Consider the following 25266-nt stretch of genomic DNA (forward strand, 5'->3'; position numbering starts at 1 on the left):
TATCATCCGTCATGAGAACGAATAAACACACATTCGCCACCCTTTTTGCCATTGCTGTCGCTGTTTTGCCAGGCCTGACAGGCTGCTCTTCATCGGCTAAAGAAGAAGATAAAAACGTGGCTGAAACGAAAAATGAAACAAGCCTGCTGGCAACTGCCAAAATCGACACGGCCCGGCTTGAGACCGTAAATAATGAACTGAACCTGACCGGTAAAGTAACGTTCAATCAGGATAAAGTGGTGAAGGTATTTCCGCTGGTTGGCGGGCATATTGAAGAAGTTAAGGCCGATCTGGGCGATTATGTCAAAGCGGGTCAGGTGCTGTCGATTATCCGCTCCGGAGACATGGCCGACCTTGAACAACAGGCAGTTACGGCGAAAAGCCAGTTGGCCGTTGCGCTGAAAAATATGCAGGTAACCGAAGATATGTCAAAAGCCGGTTTATCATCGCAACGTGATCTGGTGGCTGCGCGTGAGCAGTTACAGGCCGCAAAAGGAGAAGTCAACCGGGTGGCGCAACGCCGTCAGATTCTGGGAGGGAGCGGCTCGGTATATATCGTAAAAGCACCGGTGAGCGGGTTTGTGGTCGAGAAAAATGCCGCACAGGGCATGGAACTCCGTTCAGACGATCCCGAAAACCTGTTTACCATCTCGAACCTTGATCAGGTGTGGGTCATGGCTAACGTGTATGAATCAGACCTCGCCAATGTGCGGGTTGGCTACGAGGCCGACATTACTACCCTCTCGTATCCGGATAAAGTGTATAAAGGAAAGATCGATAAGATTTTCAATGTGTTAGATCCCGACAGCAAGACGATGAAGGTGCGTGTTACATTGGATAACCGCTACATGGGCCCGTCTGATTTTGCCCTGAAACCGGAAATGTTCGCCAACGTGAACGTCTTGTATGCCGGTCAGGAGAAGCGGGTAGCGATTCCAGCCAAAGCGATTGTATTCGACAAGAGCCGCAATTTCGTGGTGGTGGTTACGCCGAATGGTTCGCCGGTTGTGCGCGAGGTGAATATCTTCAAAACCATCGGCGACCGGGCTTATCTGGCCAGCGGCCTGCAACCCGACGACCGCATTGTAACGCAGAACCAACTGCTGATTTACAACGCATTGGGGAATTAGGCATTGAGTGATTGAGTAATTGTGTGAATGAGTGATTGCCGTCCCGAAGTGGCAAAAACTCGTTTACCGGGCCGTCTATGCGTCTGCCAAACACTCACTAAATCGCTGAATCACACAATCACTAACTGAAAATCTTCCCATGAACAAGTTCATAAAAAATATCCTGACGTTCTCGCTGAAGAACAAATTCTTCGTGTTCTTTCTGACCGTGCTGATCGTGATCGCCGGCTTTATCAGCTACCAGAACACCCCCATTGAGGCCTTCCCTGACGTGACCAACACCCAGATCACGATCATTACGCAGTGGCCGGGCCGGAGTGCCGAAGAAATTGAAAAATTCGTAACCATTCCGATTGAAATCGGCCTGAATCCGGTGCAGAAAAAGACCGATATCCGGTCAACGACGTTGTTCGGGCTGTCGGTAGTAAAGGTTATGTTTGAGGATGGGGTAGATGACGCGTTTGCCCGGCAACAGGTCAATAACCTGCTGGGTGGCGTCGACCTGCCGGAAGGGATCAAACCGGATGTGCAGCCACCTTACGGACCAACCGGCGAGATTTTCCGCTATACCCTCAAAAGCCAGACCCGCAATGCCCGTGAACTGAAAACGTTGCAGGACTGGGTGATCGACCGGCAGTTGAAAAGCGTTCCGGGCGTAGCCGATGTGGTTAGCTTTGGTGGTGAAGTAAAAACCTATGAAATCTCGGTTGACCCGCGCCGCTTGCTCGACTATAACATTACCCCGCTGCAGCTGTATCAGGCCGTGGCCAACTCAAACGTAAACGTCGGGGGCGATGTTATTGAGAAAAACTCCGAAGCGTATGTCGTCCGTGGCATCGGCTTGCTGAAAAACAGCAAAGACATTGAAAACATCATTATCAAAAATGTAAACGGTACGCCGATTATGGTCCGTAACGTGGCCCAGGTGGCTGAATCTGCGCTGCCCCGGCTGGGTCAGGCCGGCCGGGATAAGCAGAATGATGTAGTCGAATGTATTGTGGTGATGCGGAAAGGAGAGAACCCCAGCGAAGTAATTGAACGGGTAAAAGACAAAATCAACGATCTGAACGACCACATTCTGCCATCGGACGTTAAAATTGACACGTTCTACAACCGCGAAACGCTGATCCACTTTGCGACCCATACCGTAACGCACAACCTGATCGAAGGAATCATTTTCGTAACCGTGATTGTGTTCCTGTTCATGGCCGACTGGCGAACCACCATTACCGTATCGATTGTCATTCCGCTGGCGTTGCTTTTTGCGTTTATCTGTCTGCGGCTGCGTGGCATGTCGGCCAACCTGCTGTCGATGGGGGCCATCGACTTCGGGATTATCGTTGACGGTGCCGTCGTTATGGTCGAGGGTATCTTTGTTACGCTCGATGAAATGGCCCACCGCAATGGGATGGAGCGGTTCAACAAACTGGCCAAACTGGGCGTGCTACGCAAAACGGGCACGGAGATGGGTAAGGCGATTTTCTTCTCGAAGCTGATCATTATCACCTGTTTAGTGCCGATTTTCTCATTCCAGAAGGTAGAAGGCAAGATGTTCAGCCCGCTGGCCTGGACACTTGGGTTTGCCCTGCTGGGGGCCTTGTTCTTTACCCTGACGCTGGTACCGGTCTTATCGAGTATCCTGCTTAAAAAGAACGTGCGCGAAAAGCACAACCCGTTTACGGAGTTCCTGGTCAAAAAATCGGGCAGCATCTTTGGGTTTACCTACACCCATAAAAAAATCAGCCTTCTGTTTTCGCTGGCCCTGGTGGTTGTCGGGTTGTCGGGTTTCTCACTGCTGGGTACCGAGTTTTTGCCCGAACTGGATGAAGGATCCATCTATGTGCGGGCCAGCATGCCGATGAGCATTTCGCTCCCTGAGTCGGTAAAGCTCACCACCCGGATGCGGAAGATTTTTGAACAGTTTCCTGAGGTAAAAGGTGTGATGTCGCAGACCGGCCGCCCGAATGATGGTACTGACCCGACCGGTTTTTATAACATTGAGTTTCTGGTCGATGTGTATCCGAAAGACGAATGGAAAAGCCACCTGACTAAGGAGCAGCTAATTGATCAGATGCAGGAAAAACTGAAAGTGTTTCCCGGCGTAGATTTCGGGTTTTCGCAGCCGATCATGGACAATGTGGCAGAAGCCGTTTCGGGCGTAAAAGGCTCGATTGCGGTAAAAGTCTACGGCCCTGATCTGTATACGCTCGAAGAAAAATCAAACGAGATCAGCAAGCAACTGGCCACCGTGCAGGGAATTGAAGACCTGGGCGTCATCCGGAATATTGGTCAGCCCGAATTACGGATTGAGCTGGATGAGCAGAAACTGGCTGTATATGGCGTTGATAAGTCCGATGCAGAAGCGGTGATCGAAATGGCCATTGGTGGTAAGGCTGCTACCCAGATTTATGAAGGTGAACGGAAATTTGACCTGCGTATCCGGTATGACAAGGGGTTCCGGTCGAATGAAGAGCAAATCGGCCGGTTGATGGTGCCTACCGACAAAGGCATGATTCCGATCAAGGAAATTGCCCGGGTATATACCCAGACCGGTCCGATCCTGATTTACCGGGAAGGCAATCAGCGGTACGGAGCCGTTAAGTTTTCGGTCCGTGGCCGTGATATGGGGAGCGCCGTTGCTGAAGCGCAGCAGAAAGTAGCGCAGCATGTAAAACTGCTACAGGGATACAACATCAAGTGGGCGGGTGATTTTGAAAACCAGCAGCGGGCAACGCTCCGCCTGGAGCAGGTCGTCCCGATCAGTCTGCTGGGTATTTTCTTTATTCTGTTCGTTTTGTTCGGTAATGTCAAAGATGCCGGCCTGGTTTTACTGAACGTTCCGTTTGCCATCATCGGCGGTATTGCTGCCTTGCTGGTAACCCATGTAAACTTCAGTATTTCGGCGGGTATCGGTTTCATCGCGTTGTTTGGGATCTGTATCCAGAACGGGGTTATTCTGATTTCGGTCTTTAAGAAAAACCTGCATAACCGCATGACGCTGGATGAGTCCATCAAACAAGGGGTTATTTCGCGGGTGCGGCCGGTGGTTATGACGGCCATGATGGCAGCCATTGGTCTGATACCGGCCGCGATTTCGACCGGTATCGGTTCCGAAACCTCTAAACCGTTGGCCATTGTCGTTATCGGCGGGTTGATAACGGCTACGGTATTGACCTTATTTATCTTCCCGCTCTTGTTTTATGTCTTTTATCGTGGCAAAGCCACAAACCTCGGATAGGGTTTCCGGGTTGAGGTTTAGGGAGCGGTTCAGGCTCCTTAAACCTCAATTTTACTATTGTGAAACTCATTTTGCGTACACAGGTTGCCCGACCGTTGCCAGAGGTATGGGCTGGTTTTGACCGGACATTGTTTGATAAGCTTAGCCCGCCTTTCCCGCCCGTTGATGTGATTCGTTTTGATGGTTGCCTGACTGGCGACCAGGTTCAGCTGGAGCTGAATTTTTTGCTTTTCAAACAACGCTGGGACAGCCTGATTGTTGACCAGCAATCAACGCCGGATGAGATCTTCTTTATTGACGAAGGAACACGGTTACCTTTCTTCCTTCGGTACTGGCGCCACCGCCACCGGCTGGTAAGATCGGGTAACGGAACGGTTATCATTGACGACATTACATTTCGAACACCGAGCCGCTTTACCGATTTTTTAATGTTACCGATCCTGTGGCTACAGTTTTTGTATCGGAAGCCGGTATATAAACATGTTTTCAATTGATGGAGGTACGACATCATTGATAAAACTGCGTTGAGGGTGCTAATAAAAAAGTGAGCAGTTGCCGGAAAATCATTTGTAAACTCCGGAAACTGCTCTATATTTATTTTATAAACACCTAATTAGTAGATCTTTATGCGAAGACCGTGTACTTTATTACTGTATTTAGTAAGCGTCTGGATGATCCTGCTTTCCACACGGGCAACGGGTCAAAGTGTGCCGGTAAACACACCGGCGAATGCCACTATCTGTATTGGACAACCGGTTTCAATTACGATTAACTGCCCGGTTGATTACAATAAACCATCCTCAATTACGGTGCTACGCGGAAGTTCAGGCTTTATAATACCTGCTCCACCGGCCAGTACTGACGGATTTCAATACATAAACCCGGCTGTCGGTGTAGGTACCCTGATCTGGAAGTCGACAAATAATCCGGGTTCGTATCAGTTCAGAACGAGCTGTCGGAGCAATGCGACAACTTCGCCCAGAGTAACGGCTGTTTCGTACATAACAGTCTTACCTACTCCGTCGCTGAGCATTGCCGCATCGGAGCCATGTGGCCAGGGACCCGTTTCTCTCTCTGCAATTGGTTGTGAGAACGGGGCTGTGAAATGGTCAACCGGTGAAATAAGTGCCGTTCTGAACCTGAGCGCAGTTAATAGCAGCATGACGTATTCAGCCACCTGCACCGTTGGCTCCGGTTGTGTGGCAACGGCTAGGCGGACCATCGGTCCGAAACCAAGTGTAACGCTGGCGCCGGGTAACCTGACGGTTTGTACCGGAGAAAAAATAAACCTGACCGCCAGGTCAGAAACGGGTACCAGCTATCGCTGGAACACCGGCGCTACTACTTCAAGTATCAGTGTATCGGCGACAGGCAGCTATCAGGTAGCTGTGACGGATAGCCGTGGCTGTTCAACATCCGCTACGGCCAGTATCGTTGTTGAGCAGCCGGTTTCGGTAACAATAACTCCACAGTCATTAACACTTTGTGAAGGGCAGACAGCTATTCTGACAGCCTTAGGACCCTCCAATATCAGCACCTATAAGTGGAGTACCGGGGCTACGTCTGAGACAATTGTTGCCGGTAAAACCGGTACCTATGCTGTAGAAGTTAAAAGTGAAGGTGGCTGCTCGGCACGCGTATCTACCACGATAACGGTGCTTCCCCGGCTGACAATCAGATCGTCGGCTACTGCCGTTTGTGCCAACCAAAACGTGACCCTGGCGGCTACCGGCTGTGAGAAAACAAAACTGATCTGGAGCACCGGTGCCACCGGCACAGAACTTGTTGTGCGGCCATCACAGACGACCGTTATTTCGGCGACCTGTCTGAGCAGCTTGTGTTCGGTCAATAATACAGCTTCTACAACCGTGACTGTGGTATCGCCGCCCGCTTCGCCAACCATTACGGGTAGTCAGACAGCTTGCTTCGGCGGAGTGATCTCATTGTCAGCTGTTTGTGAGACCGGTACAGCACTTTGGAATGGTGCGTCTAAAGACGGGGTATTTGTCGGAACCGCTTCCCGGGCCGGGGTCCTTATCTACATGGCTATCTGTACGAATGCCGTTAACTGTGCAAGTACGTCAATATACAGCGTTACGGTGGCGGCTCCTCCGGTGATTACGGCCTCACCAAATGTAGCCGTATGTGTGGGCGAACCGCTGACGCTGACGGCAAGCTGCTCAACAGGAGAGGTTGTCTGGAATAATGCCGTTGCGGGAAGCCGTTTTGTGGTAAACACGTCGGTGGCAGGTATTAATACCATTTCGATCAGTTGCAGCAATGCCGCCGGCTGTTCTAATCAGGTTGTAAGGCAGGTGTCAATCGGCTCTCTGTCAAGCTTCTCGCTGGTGAATACCGGTACATATCCTGCCGCTGGTTCCACGCTGATTGCCGATGTTCCGGAGTCGTTTTTATACATTGCGCCAAGTCTGCCCGCATCGGTAGCCCTTGTCGGATCGGTCTGCGGAAACGGAGGCGAGTTCAGTTATTCAATTGCCAGGGCCGGTGCTTCTTCGGCTCCGGTGATTTACCGGCAACAGAATACAACATTGACGGTCCCTGGTTCAGCAACCGGTATGCCGGCACTGGGCGCAGGACGGTATGTTGTTACAATTATGACACCGACGGGCCTGCGGGTGATCAATTTTACGATTGCGGGCAGCGGCGCCGGCCGGACAGCAACCCCTGAAGCGACTGAAGCAGAGCTATCGGTGCGTGTGATCGGCAACCCCGTGGTGAACGATGCTGAAATTATCGTCGACGGGGCTGAGGGCAAAACGCTGAATCTGTTCCTGTCCGATATGCAGGGCCGTGCGGTTCATACGTTTACGCAGGAAGATGCGCCTGCATCGTTCCGTTACCGGCTGCCGATGAGCGGGCAGTTATCCGGAATGTATATTCTGAAGGCCGTTACGGATACAAAACAGAAAAGTATCCGTATTCTGAAAGGAAACTAATTATTTGCCGTAACAGGAAAGCCCTCATGATGAACCCGTGAGGGCTTTCCTGTTTTCAGAAAGACAGTGTTCGGCTATCAAAATTCCCTTTTTCCTGTATTTTTGTGGATACTGCTCTTTCAAACAACTAAATGAAACGACCAAACATTACTACACGTATCTTTCTGGGAATGGTGTTGGGTATTCTTATCGGATACTTTTTCCCGGCAACGGATTCCGGTTTTTCCGGTACCGATCTGAATATTCTGTCTAAGGTTTTCCTGCGGCTGATTAAAATGATTATCGGCCCGCTGGTTTTCTCGACACTGGTAGTCGGGATCGCCAAACTGGGTGACTTCAAGGCAGTTGGCCGGATTGGTCTGAAAACGCTGGGCTATTTTTATTTTGCCACCATCCTGTCGCTGATCGTTGGTTTGCTGGTCGTTAATGTAATGAAGCCAGGTGAGGTGATGCAATTGCCGCTGCCTGCCAAAGGGACTGATACCGGTATCGAAGCTAAAAAACTGACGTTCGAAAACTTCATTACCCACATTTTTCCGACGAGCTTTATTGAATCACTGGCAACGAATGAAATTCTTCAGATTGTTGTCTTCAGTATTTTCTTCGGCATTGCAGTAGGTGCTATCGGCGATCAGGGCAAGATTGTGGTGAAGGCGCTGGATGCCATCTCACACGTTATGTTCAAGGTAACGGGCTATGTGATGGGCTTTGCGCCGTTCGGGGTACTGGGGGCTATTGCAGCAGTAGTTGCCAAACAAGGCCTTGGCATCTTGCTGGGCTATGCTTACCTGATCCTTTGCTTTTTCGGTGGCTTGTTCTTCTTTCTGTTTGTCGTCCTCTGGGCGATCTGTGCCGTCAACGGGATACCGTATCTCAAATTACTGGGGTATGTCAAGAATGCCGTAATTCTGTCGTTCAGTACGGCCAGTTCGGAAGCCTCGTTTCCGCAGACGATTGAGGCGCTTAAAAAATTCGGTTGTTCAGAACGGATTATTTCGTTTGTGTTGCCGCTGGGGTATTCCTTCAACCTGGATGGGTCGATGCTGTACATGACCTTTGCCACAGCCTTTATTGCGCAGGCTTATGGCGTGCCACTCGACGCGCAGCAACAGATTACGATGATGCTGACGCTGATGATCACCTCTAAGGGAATTGCCGGTGTACCGCGGGCTTCGCTGGTTATTATTGCCGGTACTATGGCTTTGTTTAACCTCCCGATCGAAGGACTGGCCTTACTGCTGGGTATCGACCAGGTACTTGATATGGGCCGTTCGGCAACGAGCGTGGCCGGTAACGCCGTAGCTACTGCCGTTATCTCTAAGTGGGAGGGCGAATGGCATCCTGAAGCCGTTCAGGAAGACGTCGCTGTATAAAAACAAGCTCGTTGGCTTGCGAATGTAAGGGGTAATCTGTATGTTAAAGTCTTTTAATCAGTTATTTAACGAACCCTACCCCTTACCTCCATGGCACAGCCAGCAATTCTGGAGTCCGAACTGGCTCCTTATTTCACAACGAAAGCCCCTTTTCAGTTTCCGGTTAATTTTCGCGAAGGATTCGTGAAGTACTGGCCGGTCGTTTCGCTCATTCTTTTATTACTGGCGATTCCCGGCTTACTGGTATTTTTCGGCATCGGCGCGGCGTTTCTACCGGTAGCTGCCGCCGCAGGCGTAGGGCTTCTTTATACGGTTGCGATGATTGTCAGTCTGGCAGGGGCCATACTGGCCGCTATGGCGCTTCCCGGTTTATTTAACCGCAGGCGGCAGGGCTGGGTATTCAGCTACTATGGTCAATTACTGAGTCTGGCGAGCAGTGTATTTTCCATCAGCCTGTTAGGCATTATCCTGGGGCTTTTGTTTCTGATGCTGCTTTTTCAGGTTCGGGATTACTATAATTAACCGGAATGAGCTATCCGGTAGCCACAGCCAAGGCGGTTGTGGCTATTTTTTTTGCCATTTGTGGAAGCCCGCGGCGCTTTATCCTTAAAAGGTTGCGGTTTGTGGCCTGCATTCTGTAGCTTGCTGGTATAATGCATATTTTACAAACCTAAACGTTACGGTTCTGCATGAACATTTTGGAGACGCATCACATTGTCAAGCAGTATGCCCAACACCGGGCACTCGATGATGTCAGCCTGAACGTACCCCGTGGATGTATTTTTGGATTACTCGGCCCGAACGGCGCCGGCAAAACATCGCTTATCCGGATTATCAACCAGATTACCGGTCCTGACGAAGGCGATGTCTTATTCCTGGGCGAACGCCTGAAGCCGGACCATATCCGCCGGATCGGTTATCTGCCGGAAGAGCGCGGGCTCTACAAAAAGATGAAAGTGGGTGAGCAACTGCTTTATCTGGCCCAGCTGAAAGGCCTGAGCGAGAAACAGGCGATGGAAAAACTGAAAGTCTGGTTTATTAAGTTTGACATCAAGACGTGGTGGAACAAAAATGTGGAGGACCTCTCAAAAGGCATGCAGCAAAAAATTCAGTTTGTTGCGACCGTGCTGCACGAACCCGATCTGATTATTCTGGATGAGCCCTTCAGTGGTTTCGACCCGATCAATGCCAACCTGATCAAGGACGAAATCCTGGAGCTGAAACAAAAAGGCAGTACCATTATTTTCTCGACCCACCGCATGGAATCGGTTGAAGAGCTGTGTGACCACATTGCCCTCATTAACCGCTCCAAAAAAATACTTGACGGACCAAAACTAACGATCAAAGAGCAGTTCAAAACCCATACCTATCACGTCGACTACCAGGGAACCATTGACGGGTTGCCGGAGCAGTTTACCTTGCTGGACAGTAAAACAACCGAAGATGGGTTTACACGGACAAATATCCGGATTCCGGCAGAGGCGCAAGTAAATGACCTGATCCGCCTTTTGCTTGACCGGGTGATGGTCCGGTCGTTCGGGGAAAATATCCCGAGTATGAATGATATTTTCATCAAAGCCGTCGGCGAAGTTCCAACCACTTAATCCTGCTACGACATGAATACAATTTTCTTAGTACTTAAACGTGAATACCTGGTCCGGGTCCGGAAAAAGTCATTCATCATCATGACCATTCTCGGGCCATTACTGTCCTTTGGTTTTTACGCGATGATGATCTTCCTGGCGGTCAGTTCGGTAGACGAAAAAAAGATTGAAGTGATTGATGCCAGCGGGATGTTTAAGGGCAAAATTCCGTCGACTGAGACCTATAAATTCTCCTATCCTGAGGTTGCGTTTGCGGATGCCAAAAAGAACTTTCTCGACAGTAAATATGACGTGTTGGCCTATATACCGGCTGATATCATGAAAAACCCTAAAGGCATTCAGTTGTATGCCGAAAAAGGGGTGAGCTACGAAATTAAGAGCGAAATTGAAAAGGCCGTTGAGCGCGAAATTGAGAACATCAAACTGACGCAGGCAGGCATTACGCGCAAAGTACTGGAGGAAGCGAAAGTGAGCGTAGACTCTGATACCATCAGCCTGAATGAGGAGGGTGAAAAGGAAAGCAGTACCGGAGCGGCGACCGCTGTCGGGGGGATTTGTGCCTTTGTATTGTACATCACTATGATGATTTACGGTACGCAGGTCATGCGCAGCATTACCGAAGAAAAGACAAACCGTATTGTTGAGGTAATTATCTCATCGATTAAGCCTTTCCAGCTTATGCTTGGCAAAATTCTGGGTGTTGCCATGGTTGGCTTAACGCAGTTTTTGCTCTGGATTTTATTAACTGTCGGTTTATTCACGATTGCGCCCGGTATTATGGAGAAGCGGGCCGAAGTAGCCGCCAGCGTTTCCACACAGGTAACCCCGGATGGAACGTCTGCTAAGGGCGGAAAGAAGGCAACGGTTGTGCAGGCCGATAATCCGGTAACAAAAGTGATGAAGGCTGTTGGTACGCTGAATCTGCCGTTGATTATCGGTTGTTTTCTCTTCTATTACCTGGGGGGCTATTTGCTTTATAGCGCCTTGTTTGGAGCCATAGGAGCAGCAGTAGATAACGAAGCCGATACACAGCAGTTTGTCTTCCCGATTATGCTGCCAATCATTTTTTCATTTGGTATTGCCCAGTTTGTACTGCGCGATCCGGATGGTGGTCTGGCTTTCTGGGCGTCGATGATTCCCTTTACCTCACCGATTGTGATGATGGTCCGGGTGCCGCTGGGGGTGCCGGTCTGGGAACTTGCCTTGTCGATGGTGTTGCTGGTGCTGGGCTTTATCGGAACCATCTGGCTGGCATCCCGTATCTACCGCGTCGGTATCCTGATGTACGGTAAGAAGCCAACCTTCAAGGAAATGTCGAAGTGGCTTTTTTATAAAGGTTAATTCGTGAAAAAGCCCGGCCATTGTGTGCCGGGCTTTTTCCGTTAAAGGCCTTCTTCCCGTTGAATCTGTAGAACCAGGTCTTCAGTCACGTTAAAATCTTCGGCGATCTCGGCGGGTGTTAGTTTGCCACGCTGCAGCGCCCGGATAATGCTTTGGCGGATGGCCAGTGCTTTGCCCTTTTCAATTCCCTGTTGTAGTCCCTGTTCAATTCCCTTTTCAATTCCCTGTTGTAGTCCTTGTTCAATTCCCTGTTCAATCCCCTGTTGTATTCCCTTTTCAATTCCTTGTTCAATTCCTTGTTGCAGGCCTTGTTCAATTCCCTGTTGCAGGCCTTTTTCCAGGCCGCGTGCCAGTCCTTTTTCTTCAGCATCTTCGATGTTTGTTTTCCAGACATCACGCTCGATAACCTGATTTTCGATTGCCTTAATATAGTCAATCCGATCCTGATGGCTCAGGTTATCAAATTCAAGCTTTGCCTGAACCAGCGACAACCCTTTCGCGCGGGAACCGGGCTTTACTTTATTGTTTTTCAGATAGTAAATCCATTCATCCAGCGTGTCTTTAGCCAGGTCGTTGAAATGGTTGACTTTCAGAATGTAATATTCAGGATAGATATCGTAAACGTTCTGGATCGAAAAACTTTTTTGCTGTCGTGACGATAAGCCGAGTGTATCGCCGGTATGTAGCCCTTTGAATTCGGTTTTCCCGTGATATACATAATCCTCCCCTTGTCCGAGGTTAAAGTAGATAATGTTGATTGAATACACTTTCTTTATCTGATGATACTCTTCGCCCAGATTAAAGTGTTCAACAACCGCTTTGGAAGTGGCAAACAACATCCTGAAAAAATAGTCTTTTTCGCTGTCTGCCTGTAGCTCAATAATGATAAGCTGCCCTTTCGAATTGATGGCCAGCATATCGACGCGGTTAAATTTCAGGCGGGCCATATCCTGATTGCTTTCGCTCTCCAGAATCTGCTCAATTTTTATGTCTTCGCGCAGTAACTCTGAAAGAAAGCCTTCTAAAATGCCGAAGTTGGATTTCTGGCGCAGCAGCCGTTTCATGGCCCAGTCGAAGCGGATCAGATTTTTTGCCATAGCGGAAGCGTGGTAGGTACACGACAAAAGTAGCGAAAAAACGGCCGTTGGCATCAGCTGAATTTATCGAGTGCCTGAATTTGAGCCAGATACTCCGTTGGCAATAACGCTCTTTGTACCCACTTCCGGAGGCCCAATCCGTTCAGGATACCGTATAGGCCAATGGTATAACTTAACAAAGGCTTTTGGGGTAAGTGCAGTAGATGGTGAACCCGTTGCGGAACCAGCAGGGCCTGTGCCTGCCGGAGCAGGTTATAGCGCCAGTCGCCCAGTTCCTCCCGATACCGGAGAAATAACTGATCAGTATACGCAGAGTGCTCCAGGTCCTGTTGCAGGTGCTTCTGGCGGTCGATTGTCCAGTCGGCATAACGGGTTGGTAAATCCGGAATGTTCATCCCTTTGCCAACCTGATAAAACGTATAAAAAAGATCCTGCTGTTCTGCTGGTGTCAGCGGGCGGTGCAGTAGCCGGAAAGCCCGTTCTGAATAGTCAATCAGCATATACAGGACATCCCGGTAGGCCCAGTCAGGAATGGAATAACCACGGTTTTTTTCTACTCCTGCATGGATAGCGCTCATGCGTGATACGGTGTGGTGTGCGTGAGTCGTATCCGCAAAAACAATAGCCTGCGCATACTGGACCGTAGAAAACAAACGGCCGATCGGGTCGGCAGGCAGCCGGCCGGTATAAAACAACCAGTCGACGGCCCGATTGAGGGCAAATTCAGCAGCGGAGCCGGCAAAAATCAGTAATACGACATCAGCATCACCCCAAATCTGCCTCACAATCGAGTCGGGGCGTACAAAATAGCGTTCCATGTTATTTGTTGTTGACACAAGATGGTTCCGCTACGTTAACGCCCGCCGGCCGGCTTTAGTACGGTAATAATCCGATTACCGAAACCTCCTCATAATCGGTGTAGGTTGGTTGCGGATCGGGCTCGTACAGCGTCAGGATGGGAACGTGCGGTTTAAATGCAAGTTTACGGGTTACACTTGTATTCAGAATAACATCAAGCAACGATTTTTGGTGCGGAATAGTCACCAGCAGGTCCACATGATGTGTGTCCAGATACTGGTTAATACCATGCTCGATGTGGTCGTCGTGAATGATATAGGGGTCAACCGATTCTGCCTGCAGGAAGTTGGCGATCCGGTTGCGCTGTTGATCAATCTCTTCGCTGGTCAGCTTGTTGGCTTTATTCGTAACCGTCAATAGGGTAAGCCGGGCACCTTTGGCTTTCAGGATTTCCTTCAGGGGCAGCAGCGTTTCCATATCATTGATTGAGGTAACCGTAACTGCCAGAACAATCTCTTTAACTGGCCTGAGTTGTGTAAAGGCGGGCACAATGAGCACATTCGTCCGGCAATCACGGATTACGCCGGTGGCGGTGCTGCCCAGTAGCTGGCTGGCGTGTTTACCGCTGGCACCGACTACCAGAAAATCGGCAGGTTCCTGGCTCAGCAGGCGTTCGGCGGTACTGACAGGTTCGCCAAGGCTGGCCGTAGTATGATAGGCGTGAAAATCCGGAATGGGTTGTTTGGTGATTTCGGCCAGCAACTCGTCCAGCTGTGCTTTAGCCGCATCGTCTTCGGCCTGGAGCATGGCCGCTGTACCATACGTCAGGTCTGCCAGAGCAGGATACGTATTGACAATCTGAAACTCAGCAGCCGTCTGATCGAACAGCATTTGGGCAAAATAGATCGCTTTTTTAGAGGTGTCTGAGAAATCGGTCAGAAACAGGATCTTTTTCATGGCCTTTACCTTTTTCGTTGAAGTTGGATCGTCAGTTTACGTGGCTGACGGACAGACGTAAAGGTAGCTGCCATGTTGCCGTTCCGGCATGACCGGTATCAGCGTCGGGCGTGAGGGGGCGTAGGTGCCGACCTGTTTGTTACAGTTTCAGTACCACAAATTCAACCCGTCGGTTCAGGCGCTTGTTTTCTTCGGAGTCGTTAGGGGCAACGGGCTTTGTATCGCCATATCCCTTGTATTGCAGGCGCTCGTCCCGGATACCGCTATTGGCCAGATAATTGGCAATCACCTTCGCGCGGTTTTGTGAAAGAAGCTTGTTCAGTTGCCGGTCGCCGACGTTATCGGTATGGCCGGCAATTTCAATAACCAGTTTAGGGTTGCCCTGTAACGTTTTCAGCAGTTTATTGAGCTGTGTATAGGATTCGGGACGCAGAATATAGCTGCTTTGGTCAAAATAGACATTGTCCAGCCGGATTGCTTTATTGACCTGAAGATCGCTGAATACCGAATCCTGCTTTTCCATCAGGGCAATGTGTTCGTACAGACCGCAGGTATCGCAGGCAATGAGTAAGGTTTCTTCTGTTTCGTAATATCCTTTGACGCGCGTGGTTACAACCAGCGTATCGGTTTTGGTCAGAATCAGCGAGAACGAATTGCCGGGCTTGCTGACACCCTGAAACGTTTTCTTGCCTAAAACGGCCTGAACAGCGTATTGAGCCTCCAGCTCTTTCTGCGTTTTTTCGTCAACGGCTTTAATGGTGACCGTCGTCGGGTCGGAAACCTTTTTAATCATTTTCTGGCCGAAAGCCACAGTACCAAGGCAAATGAGGAGCAGAGAAAGAAGCGTTTTCATCTGAAAGAAGCGTAAAAATCAATGGGTCAAGAGACTGTCATTTCGCTTTTGAATCCGTTCGTCTGTCAGTTGATGTTCCCGCAACATTCCGATAATGATCAGGTATTGGGCGGCCGCGTAGGTAAACATGACCAGTAAGGGAGCCAGAGGAACACGGAAAACAAATTTGTTCAGGGCAATCACCGTGTCTGATAGAATGAACAATACCGCCCCCAGACTCACACGCCAGAAACTGCCGGTCAGCACGGCCCCTAACCGGGCTGATGCTGAAACCCCCATGCTGCTGATACAGATTACGTATAAAACCACCGGCATCCACAAAGGCTGTAAAGCGCTGTTGGCGTCAAAAACGGAGCGCAGGTAAACAACAAAGGCTCCGCTGTAGATCACAAATGGCAGCGCATGACTCAGCCACTTTAGCCCGGTGATTGTATGGCCGTTTTCGCGGACAGACCGGAAAAAAGCGATGATATAACATAACTGCATCACCAAAAAGGATGCCAAACCCGGCACGAAAAGGTCTCGTTTGGGAATCATCAGAAAAATATCGCCGCCGAGGGCAAAGAACATACCCGCAAGCAGCCAGCGCAGACTGGCAAACATGGTCAGGAGCGGACGATGTTGCCAGACGAAGACCATGAGCGAAATCATGATAAGCGGCTTAAAGCCGAAATGCATCCACGCAATATCAAGCAGATCTCCACTGATTTCAATACCGGTAATGGCCCAGAAAACCGGAAAAAGAAGGTTGGTAGAACGCACAGTTAGAAAAGTTCAGGTAAAACGCTTCTAATGTAAACATTCTTTTCTTAATATTTCATCTTAGATCAATTATTGAAAAAATGACCGACTGTTTTTGTAAACGTCGTGTGGGTATGAGCAAATGCGTTCACTTTTCGCCAGAGGTCATACCGGGCGTCGTCGGACAGGTACCAGCCCAGTGGTAAGGGAACACCGGTTTTACGGTCGAGCTGAATAATGTGATAAGGCACTTCCGGCTGGTAATTATGCAGCAGGTTTTCGGTCAGATTGGATACGGTGCCTGATTTACGCTGGTTGGCATTCATCGACGCCACAATGGGAATAAGCCAGTCGAAATACGAGTCAGAAACATCGCACTCCTCGTCGATGAGGGTGTTTTTGAGGTATAAAACCACGGGCTGAATCGTAAACGGGCGCCCGGGGTTTTGGTTGAACTGCTGAATATCGGGAGTAATGGCGGTCAGGATGGATAAAGCGGTTTCAAGGCCCGTGTTATCCCAGTAACCTCCATCGACCACATGACCGAAAGGCCGGCCATCCGGATAGGTGATCAGGCCGCCGGACGAGAGCCAGGGAAAACGGGCGGTCAGTGAGGCGGCCGTTTTTATCGGAATATCACGCCGCGTAATGCCATAAATATCAACAACATCACGGAAATACTGAGAGTCGAGCTGTAGGTTGCTCAAAATGCCTTTCTGACCACTTTCGGTAATGACGGCGTTTAGAAAAAGACTGGGGTGGTCAAGTGAGTCAGCCGCAGACCAGAGGGAGAGAAACGGTTTATCGAGCGAATGAAGCTGCAGATGCTGGTAGTAGGAGGCACTCCAGGCGTCTTCCAGCCAGTTGCTCCGGTTAAACTGCCGTACCGGAAAAGGAAGGACCTTTTGCAGGGTTTCATGGAAAAGTAAAGCGCCCATGACCGGCGACAGAAAATCGTCGTTGGTTGCCTGCCGGAACTGCCGGTACCGTACCGGGGTTACCCTCGGCACATCCCGGCGGAAAGTAGTCAGGAACGTTGCGCCTACGCCACCGCCCGAGACGCCGCTGAACGCAAAAATCTGCTTGTAAAAGCCGGGAATAAGCGAGTCGAGCTGTTGAATAACGCCGGTAGTCCAGTTCAGGCTCCGGATACCACCGCCTTCGGTAGCGATAATAAAGACCGGCATCGTGTCGGTTGGCCATGCCGCGCGGTGACTCACCCATTGGCGCAGGTGCTTGTGAATGCCTGGCCGCATCAGACCGGCCTCTGCGCCGGAATGTGCGTCGGTTATCCCCGCAAGTGGCTGCCCTTTAACGTGCGAAACCGGAAGCACCATGGCCGACTGCCTGACCGACTGCTTTATCGGATTTGCTTCCGTAAACCGGAGCAGGGTATGGTCGTTGAAGTAGCTGCAAATGACAATCCAGAGCGTTAACAAAAGCAGTACGGGCCGCGTCGGCCGGTTGAGGTAGGTCAGGTAGCTGACAAGTGGTGTGAGCCAGGTAAACGCAATCAGCAGAATGCCGACCGGACCGGCCTGCCAGATTACGGGCCACCGGTCCGGAAAAAAGATGAGTAGCAGCCAGATGGCAAAATTGATAATCAGCAGGGCATAGCATACCCTTGAGTAGCTGTCAGAAAGCCGCCAGATATCGCGCCAGTGGCGGCGATCGGGCTTAAACAGAAACGGATCGAAACGGATACCCGGCAGTACTTTGCGCAGGAGTTGCCGGTGGTAGGTAAACCAGAGACCTAGTCCGATGGTCAGTCCATAAAACCAGGCGACGTAGAAAATATGCCTGTTATCAGTGTCGGCAAAGGCCAGACTAACCAGTAAGGGGGGTAACAAACCGAGAATCGGCGGAATCTGGGCAATGAAGTCGCTCAGGCGTTCGCGTTCACGGCGGGATTCATGCCGCGGAAAGCGGTGAAATGTATCCAGTAACTTGGGGCCACGCACATCGGCCAGCGACAACAGCAGCCGGCCGCAATACCACAGACTGACACCCCAGGCAACGGTAAAGCAGGTCATGGTCAGAAACGGAATATTGGTCAGCAGATTGGGCTCACTGGCATTAATGGATCGGAAAACGTCCTGTACCTGAGGCCCGCCCGACAGCAGTGCGTAGGCCAGCAAGAGCAGAATCAGGTGCGTCAGCAAATGGCGCAGAACGGCCCATGCATAAATGATAAAATACTGCACCGAGATAATCGACCGGCGCAATGACCGTATGACTATCATGGCTTACTGTGTTTGGGTATAATGAACGGTGAAGCATAGCGCCGACTGGCTATATGCGCTTCGGTATAACTTACTTTTCATAACGTTGCCGGTCAGGAGGCTGATACTTACCTCTATAACCAGCAAGGCTATGGCAGATGTTTAAAAACTTATCTGGCAGTGATCAGGCATACACCGGTTGGGGAAGGGCCTGGAACAAATACCCTCGCTCGGCAAAATGAGACAACATACGCGGCAGCGTGTACCGCATATTCGGCCAGGCTTTCCAGCTGTCATGAAAGACAACAATGGAGCCCGGTTCGGTATATTGAATGGTTTTCCGTAAACAGGTTTCCGGGGTCATCGACTGATCAAAATCGCCGGTCAGGACATCCCACATCACGACGGCATAGTGATCAAGCAACTGAGCGGCCTGGCTTTTTTTGATTCGTCCATAAGGTGGCCGGAAAAACGGGGTATCAAAGCCGATTTCCTGTTGGCAGCGTTGTATATTTTCAAGATAGGTCACATCTTCATTCTTCCATCCGTTAAGATGGTTAAACGTGTGGTTCCCAATATAATGACCTGCTTCAATTACCTTATAGAAAATTTCGCGGTGCTTACGTACATTATCGCCAATGCAGAAAAAGGTAGCCTGCGCGGCATATTTGTCAAGTTGCTCCAGTACAAATTCCGTGACCTCGGGAATGGGGCCATCATCAAAAGTCAGGTAAATAACCGGTTCTGAATCATCGGATTTCCACCAGAAGTCCGGATAGATTGTCCGGAGCAGACAATTGGATTTGTGCAAAAAGAATGACAAGGCAATTCGTGGTCTGTGATGCCTGACGGTGATAAGGATACGGTTCTTTTGAGTACCGTTTCTCCCGTCAGGTATCAGTTAAGTTTTCTTCCTTTCCATTGATACCCTTTTCCCTGAGCGGCCAATCCGAAAAAAACAACGTAAAAAGGATAGACCAGTGCCGTTAAAAAGATGGCTGGCACCAATGATTTTTTTTGTAAAAAAAGAAGAATTTGCCGTAAGAACAAAAACTCCGGAAAAACCTTTAGCAACAGGATCAAAACGAACCCGGAACCGGTGATTGATCCGGTCAGCCAGCATGCCAGCGCCATAAGCGGAGCCAGGTTACACAAAAAGACAAATACCGCCAGAACCGACGGCCAGCGGCTCTGATAAGCCTGCCATTTACTGGCCCAGCGTCGCCGCTGGTTGTAAAAAGCAGTAAGTGACTGATGCGCGGCTGTTAAAACTATAGCATCCGGGCTTTTCAGAAAACGAACCCCCGTAGGATACCGGCCGGCAATTTTATGCATCAGGAACTCATCGTCGCCCGATGCCAGATGATCGACACCGGCAAACCCGTTTACTTCGTAAAAAACGGCTTTTTCATAACAAAGGTTTGCGCCGTTACACATGGTAGGAGCACCGGCATGGAGCGTTGTTGCTCCGGAACCGATCAGGCTGGCAAATTCGACGGTTTGCAGGGCCGTAAATAACCGGCCTGTAAACGATCCGGCGGGCGGAAGAAACGATACCGGCCCACTGATTAGTTTAGCACCGGTTTGCCGGTAGAAGGCGGCAAAACTGCCCAGCCAGCCGGGGCCCACCCGGCAGTCGCCGTCGGTAGTAACGATGAGGTCGCCTGTTGCCAGCCGGATGCTTTGGGTAATGGCCCGTTTTTTAGGGGAAGCAGCCCCGATCTCCTGTAAGGGTAGCAGGGTGAGCGGAAAAGAGGCGTCAGGCACAAATGCCTGCACAATGGCAGCCGTTGAATCCGTGGAGGCATCATCGGCCACAATGACCTCAAAATGCCGGTATGTCTGCCGGTCGAGGTCGGCGAGCAGCTCAGCGATCTGTCCGGCTTCATTCCGGACCGGAATGATGACCGACAGGCGGGGGAGGGGCGGATCCGGTAGCCCGACGTATAGACCCGCAGGTATACGTAACCAGATGATCCATAGTACACTGGTAAAAAGAGCATACAGGCAGGCGATAAAAAGGAATATGAACGTCATAAAGCAGTTTTCATAGGCAGTAAGCAGTATCAGCAGGCAGAATACGCCGGAGCACAGCCGCCGATATTTGGCCGGAACGGTACAGAATCGGCCCGGAAATCGTTACTTTGCATAAAAGAAACCAGCCAACATGAGTGAATCGGCCAATAAGACGAACGTAGCTGCGTCATCTACAGAAAAAATAATTCTTGGCGTTGACCCCGGAACCCAGGTAGCCGGTTATGGCGTGGTTTTGATCCGGGGCAATGAGATGACCATGTTGCAATACGGCGTCATTAAACTCAGCAAATATACGACCTATCAGCTGAAGCTTCAGAAATTACACGAAACCATCATCCGCCTGATCGACGAATATGCGCCGGATGAGATGGCGATTGAAGACCCGTTTTTCGGGAAGAATGTGCAGGCCATGCTGAAGCTGGGCCGGGCCCAGGGGGTGGTGATGGCGGCGGCATTGTCGCGCAATATCCCGATTGTTGAATACGCACCGCGCCGGATTAAACAGTCGGTCACCGGCAACGGCAATGCCAGTAAAGAGCAGGTCGCCCAGATGGTCGCGACGCTGTTACAAACCAGGCTTGAGCCTGAGTTTTTTGATGCCACAGATGCGCTGGCCATTGCCCTGTGTCACCATTTCCACGCAAATGCCTTGCCGACGCGTTCCACAAAACAAACCAGGAAGGGAGGGTGGGGCGCGTTTGTGAGCGAAAATCCTAATCGCATCTCTTAATACATAATTAAAGTGTTTCCGGCCACCATTCAGTTAAGCCAGGCATGTTTTCAGATATTGTGGCATAATATTTGACAACGTGCCCGGCCAGCTTCGTTATGAGGCCAAATGGCCTGAAAGTATGTTTAACATCATACGGATCGGGTGATAGTGGAAATAATATATAGACTTATGTTTGATAAGCGGTAACATATGCAATAATGTTACTGGATTGGCCCAATTCTTGTCCTTCAGGGAGGCATACTTGCTTATTCCTTTGCGGACAATTATGAGAAAAAATTATTTACGCTCACTTAGGTGGTGCTGTGGTTTACCTGTACGCATTTTTATAGCGTTGTTGGTAATACTCGGGGTATCCGGATTAACCCGGGCGCAAACCATTACAGGAACGGTTTATCGTGATTTTAATGGTGACGGTATAAAAGCGCCCGGAACTACGGCAACTACGTCAACGGCCGGGTATAATGAGACAGGCGTACCGGGTGTTCTTGTTACGGCCTATAACACATCAGGAGCCGTAGCGGCAACGGCCATAACCAGCAGCAATACCGCTACTATGGGAACGTATACGCTGACACTGGCTGCCGGTTCGTATCGTCTGGAGTTTACCGGTTTTCAGGCGGGCGACTTTGACGGCTTCAAGGGAAGCGGTACCGGTACCAGTGTTCAGTTTGTTACCGCGCCCGCAACAAATGCAAATCTTGCGCTGAATTATCCGGGCAATTATTGCCAGGGGAATCCCTTCCTGGTTACGTCGTGCTACACCAACGGTAACCCGAAAATCACGACAGGAACAAACCTCGCCCGGAACGATAACTGGCTTGTCGGCTGGAAGTATAACGGAAATCCTGAATTGCGGAACAACTATCTGGCGCAGGGTTCGGTTGGTGCTACCTGGGGACTTGCCTATCAGCGCAGTACACAGTCGTTATATGCAGCCGCGTTTATGAAGCGCCACTCCGGCTTTGGCGATGGAGGACCCGGACAGATTTATAAAATCCAGGTTGGTTCGCCGACAAGTGCAAGTATCACGTCCACAACTGTTACCCCGTTTGTGAACCTGACCGCATTGGGCATCAATGTAGGAACGGATCCGCGGACAACAACGGCTCCGGCGTCCTCAACACCGTCGGCCAACTATCTGTATCCCGACAAAACGGAGCCTAACTATGATGTCGCTGCGTTTGATCTGGTCGGAAAAATGTCAATCGGGGATATGGATATTTCGGATGACGACAAAACGATCTGGCTGGTCAATTTATCTGATCGGAATCTATACGAACTGCCGCTCGGGCCCAATGGCAGTCCTCCCACGACGTATACCATGCATACCCTTACGGCACCGGCCTGCGTCAGCGGTGTTTTCCGGCCATGGGCGGTTAAATACTATCGGGGTAAAGTATATGTCGGAGGGGTATGTACCGGTGAGAATACGACACCATCCTCAACGATTACCTCTCCTGCCAACGCATCTGTCTTGCAGGGGTACGTATATGTTCATGATCCGGCCGGGGCGCAAAGCAATTTTACGGAGGTGCTGACATTCCCGTTAAATTATCCGCGTGGGTTTGCTACCAAATCAGGAACGGCTGCCGGCGATGTAGGTTATGCGGCATGGCGTCCATGGGTTGATGCGTGGAGCGACATCGGCAGTGGTTTTATCAATATTTCGTATGAACAAACGGTTTATCCGCAGCCCATTCTGGCTGATATTGAGTTTGACACAAACGGTGAAATGATCATCGGTATGATGGACCGTTTCGGGCATCAGTCAGGGAACGCAAACTATGCACCGGTGCCGGGAACAACGGCTGTCTACGAAGGCGTTTCGGCGGGCGATATCCTGCGGGCGGGCCGTAATGCCAACGGGAAGTATGCCATTGAGAGTAACGCTACGATTACCCATACGGCCTCAGACCGGGCAACCGCCATCACCTATAACTCAGGAGGTAAAAATCAGAGTCCTGGCCAGGGCCCCGGAAACGGTGAGTTTTACTGGCAGGATATGTATGACAAAACAACGGATATTAACGGGGGCGCTACCGGACACCAGGAAATTGTTCTGGGCGGGTTAGCTGTCTGGGCAGGGTCCGGGCAGGTGGCTGCTACAGCATTTGACCCTTACTCGGCGTTCCGCGCCGCAGGGGCCCGTTATTTTGATAACCAGGCGGGTGATGCCGATCAGGTCTATCAGGTATTGGGGCAGGATGCCGGTGACCCTAATAACCGCCCTGCCTCGTTTGGCAAGTCGGCCGGTTTAGGGGATCTGGAGTTATTATGTAATGAGGCGCCGGTCATGATCGGTAACCGCGTTTGGCATGACCAGGATAACGATGGTATTCAGGATCCGGGCGAACCGGCACTGGCAGGAGTGACCGTGACGCTGAAAGGACCCGGACTGGCTTCCGGCGGGGTATCTGTCACTACAAACAGCAGCGGCGAGTATTATTTTACAAACGCTGCGGGAACGGCGGCCACCGGTTTCCGGTATGGACTGGCCTTGACCAAAGGGGAGACATACTCCATCTGTTTCCCGGCCAGTGCCAGTGCGCTGGTATTAAGTACAAAACCCAACTCCGCAACCTCTGCTAACGGCGATGCCATTGATACAGACGCCGACAATGCCGGTATTATTAGCTTTGTGCTGGGCGATGCCGGTGAAAATAATTTTACCTACGACGCGGCGTTTGCTACTGTCCCGCCATGCTCCTTGTCGCTCGCTGTAACGCCGGGTACGTGCCAGTCGGCAACAAATACCTATGCTGTATCGGGGACATTAACGATTACCAACGGCCTGGCCCAGACACTGGTTATTGCAGACGACAGTCAGGCTACCAATGCGGTCAGTATTACAGTAACGGCAACGGCCAGTACAACGGCAGTCCCGTTCTCACTGACCGGCATTAAGAGTGGTACCGGCTTCCATACCATCACGGTAACGTCATCGGCTACGCTTTGCGGAACGACGGGTAAAACGTATACATCGCCGGGCGGTTGCCTCCTGGTTTGTCCGGATAACCTGCTCGTAAACGCCAGCTTTGAGCAAGGCCTGCCGTCTCCGCCGGTGGCAACTACAACCGTTACACCGCCGCCGTCCTGGACGGGTGGTTTAGCCGAAATGAATCCGACTACTAATTTTAACGCGCCGGACGGATATGCCTTTGCTTACACCACTGGCGCCAGTACATCCATGTGTCAGAGTGTATCGGCGAATGTCGGGTCAATTTATACGTTACGATTCTATGCCGGCGTTCATCAGGCCAACGGTCAGACCGTCACCCTGCAATTCCTGAACGGGTCATCGTTGGTTGGTTCGCCTAAGGCATTTACCATAACAAACCTGTTAAGCACGGGTAGCTTTGGCGGTCCCTATACGCTGGTGTCAGATGCAGCGCCTGCCGGTACAAATCTGATCCGCGTGTGTGCGGTCGGTACCGGAACAGGTGGTAATACAGATGCCAACCAGTGGGCGAAAGTCGATGCCATGTGTCTGACCGAAGAGAAAACCTGTCAGCTGGCATTATCTGTAACACCCGGAGCCTGTACGGTTGCTACCAATCAATATACGGTAAGCGGTACTGTTAGCCTGAGCAATAGCCCGGCTACGAGCCTGACCATTACAGATGGTGCGAAATCAACAGTAGTCAGCATCACCGCCGGTCAGTCAACGGCAACGTTCTCGCTGACGGGGTTGAGCTCAGGTAGCGGGAATCATACCGTTACCGTTATCTCGTCAGGAACTACCTGTGGGACCATAAGCCGTACGTATGCAGCACCGGCATCATGCTCGTGTGTCAGCATCGGTAGCATTGCACCGGTGACGGTTTGCCAGGGGCAGGCTGTTCCGCCGGTTTGTGTGACGGCCAACGCGAATCAGACGATTGAACTGGTGCTGTTCCCGCAGGCGGTTTCAAATCCTTATACAGCGAGTGGCGGGCTGCACGTAGCCGAAGCTCCGGTCATAAACGGGACTGCCTGTATTACCATGAGCTCAACAGCTGTACCGGCCAACACCGGAACAACATCCGCTACGTATGTGATGTATGCCTGCCTGAAGCCGATTCCGTCGGATCCGAACTGTCAGACAATTTCTTTGTCCTCAGCCGTGTTTACCGTATTGCCAAAACCAGCGTTGACCCTGGCTGCCGGTAATACGTTTGTGACCGCCGGAACACCGGTGAGCCTGTC

General features: G+C 50.8%; 18 protein-coding genes. 10 read left to right on the top strand and 8 right to left on the bottom strand.

Annotation, left to right across the window (positions count from 1 at the left end; all coding sequences use genetic code 11):
• The first annotated feature begins 11 nt into the window (after window positions 1-11).
• The 8 genes from BLX24_RS24310 to BLX24_RS24350 all read left to right on the top strand — a co-directional run bounded on the left by BLX24_RS24310 (window position 12) and on the right by BLX24_RS24350 (window position 11643).
• Window positions 12-1130, top strand: coding sequence for an efflux RND transporter periplasmic adaptor subunit (locus BLX24_RS24310; RefSeq protein WP_071505818.1), 1119 nt, complete (start codon window positions 12-14; stop codon window positions 1128-1130).
• Between the two features lie 139 nt (window positions 1131-1269).
• A complete protein-coding gene (locus tag BLX24_RS24315; protein ID WP_071505819.1) occupies window positions 1270-4368 on the top strand; it encodes an efflux RND transporter permease subunit in 3099 nt (1032 codons plus the stop codon).
• Between the two features lie 59 nt (window positions 4369-4427).
• Window positions 4428-4862 (top strand): SRPBCC family protein, encoded by a 435-nt coding sequence (locus BLX24_RS24320; protein WP_071505820.1) that lies wholly within the window; start codon window positions 4428-4430, stop codon window positions 4860-4862.
• A gap of 132 nt (window positions 4863-4994) precedes the next feature.
• A complete protein-coding gene (locus BLX24_RS24330) occupies window positions 4995-7325 on the top strand; it encodes a T9SS type A sorting domain-containing protein (RefSeq protein WP_083422152.1) in 2331 nt (776 codons plus the stop codon).
• Window positions 7326-7456: 131 nt separating this feature from the next.
• Window positions 7457-8698 carry a dicarboxylate/amino acid:cation symporter gene (locus BLX24_RS24335; protein WP_071505823.1) on the top strand — a complete coding sequence of 414 codons (1242 nt, stop codon included), beginning with the start codon at window positions 7457-7459 and terminating at the stop codon, window positions 8696-8698.
• A 90-nt stretch (window positions 8699-8788) separates the two neighbouring features.
• Window positions 8789-9220 carry a chromate transporter gene (locus BLX24_RS24340; protein ID WP_071505824.1) on the top strand — a complete coding sequence of 144 codons (432 nt, stop codon included), beginning with the start codon at window positions 8789-8791 and terminating at the stop codon, window positions 9218-9220.
• Window positions 9221-9387: 167 nt separating this feature from the next.
• Window positions 9388-10302, top strand: a complete 915-nt coding sequence (locus BLX24_RS24345; protein WP_071505825.1) for an ABC transporter ATP-binding protein — start codon at window positions 9388-9390, stop codon at window positions 10300-10302.
• 12 nt (window positions 10303-10314) lie between these two features.
• Window positions 10315-11643 (top strand): ABC transporter permease, encoded by a 1329-nt coding sequence (locus BLX24_RS24350; protein ID WP_071505826.1) that lies wholly within the window; start codon window positions 10315-10317, stop codon window positions 11641-11643.
• A gap of 41 nt (window positions 11644-11684) precedes the next feature.
• On the opposite strand, the gene BLX24_RS33430 is transcribed toward BLX24_RS24350, so the two are convergent.
• From BLX24_RS33430 to BLX24_RS24390, 8 genes are all read right to left on the bottom strand, one after another.
• The gene (locus BLX24_RS33430; RefSeq protein WP_071505844.1) at window positions 11685-12740 is read right to left on the bottom strand and encodes a PD-(D/E)XK nuclease family transposase; all 1056 of its coding nucleotides are present in this window, start codon (window positions 12738-12740) and stop codon (window positions 11685-11687) included.
• A gap of 53 nt (window positions 12741-12793) precedes the next feature.
• On the bottom strand, window positions 12794-13558 hold the full coding sequence (locus BLX24_RS24360) for an oxygenase MpaB family protein (protein ID WP_177225914.1): 765 nt from the start codon (window positions 13556-13558) through the stop codon (window positions 12794-12796).
• Between the two features lie 55 nt (window positions 13559-13613).
• Complete coding sequence (locus tag BLX24_RS24365; RefSeq protein ID WP_071505828.1) at window positions 13614-14495, bottom strand: universal stress protein; 882 nt, start codon at window positions 14493-14495, stop codon at window positions 13614-13616.
• 139 nt (window positions 14496-14634) lie between these two features.
• Entirely contained in the window at window positions 14635-15348 is a 714-nt protein-coding gene (locus BLX24_RS24370) for an OmpA family protein (protein WP_071505829.1), read from the bottom strand.
• 18 nt (window positions 15349-15366) lie between these two features.
• The gene (locus BLX24_RS24375) at window positions 15367-16110 is read right to left on the bottom strand and encodes a lysoplasmalogenase (protein ID WP_071505830.1); all 744 of its coding nucleotides are present in this window, start codon (window positions 16108-16110) and stop codon (window positions 15367-15369) included.
• 65 nt (window positions 16111-16175) lie between these two features.
• Window positions 16176-18332 carry a hypothetical protein gene (locus BLX24_RS24380; RefSeq protein ID WP_143092789.1) on the bottom strand — a complete coding sequence of 719 codons (2157 nt, stop codon included), beginning with the start codon at window positions 18330-18332 and terminating at the stop codon, window positions 16176-16178.
• Between the two features lie 163 nt (window positions 18333-18495).
• Entirely contained in the window at window positions 18496-19122 is a 627-nt protein-coding gene (locus tag BLX24_RS24385) for a polysaccharide deacetylase family protein (RefSeq protein ID WP_374755016.1), read from the bottom strand.
• An 86-nt stretch (window positions 19123-19208) separates the two neighbouring features.
• Entirely contained in the window at window positions 19209-20348 is a 1140-nt protein-coding gene (locus tag BLX24_RS24390) for a glycosyltransferase (protein ID WP_071505833.1), read from the bottom strand.
• A gap of 130 nt (window positions 20349-20478) precedes the next feature.
• Between BLX24_RS24390 and ruvC the strand changes: the two genes are divergently transcribed.
• Window positions 20479-21078, top strand: coding sequence for a crossover junction endodeoxyribonuclease RuvC (gene ruvC, locus BLX24_RS24395; protein WP_071505834.1), 600 nt, complete (start codon window positions 20479-20481; stop codon window positions 21076-21078).
• Between the two features lie 334 nt (window positions 21079-21412).
• Window positions 21413-25266 (top strand): SdrD B-like domain-containing protein (locus tag BLX24_RS24400; protein WP_177225915.1); only part of this gene is annotated, 3854 nt, incomplete at its 3' end.

The sequence above is a fragment of the Arsenicibacter rosenii genome (assembly GCF_001870735.1).
Classification (GTDB): Bacteria; Bacteroidota; Bacteroidia; order Cytophagales; family Spirosomataceae; genus Arsenicibacter; species Arsenicibacter rosenii.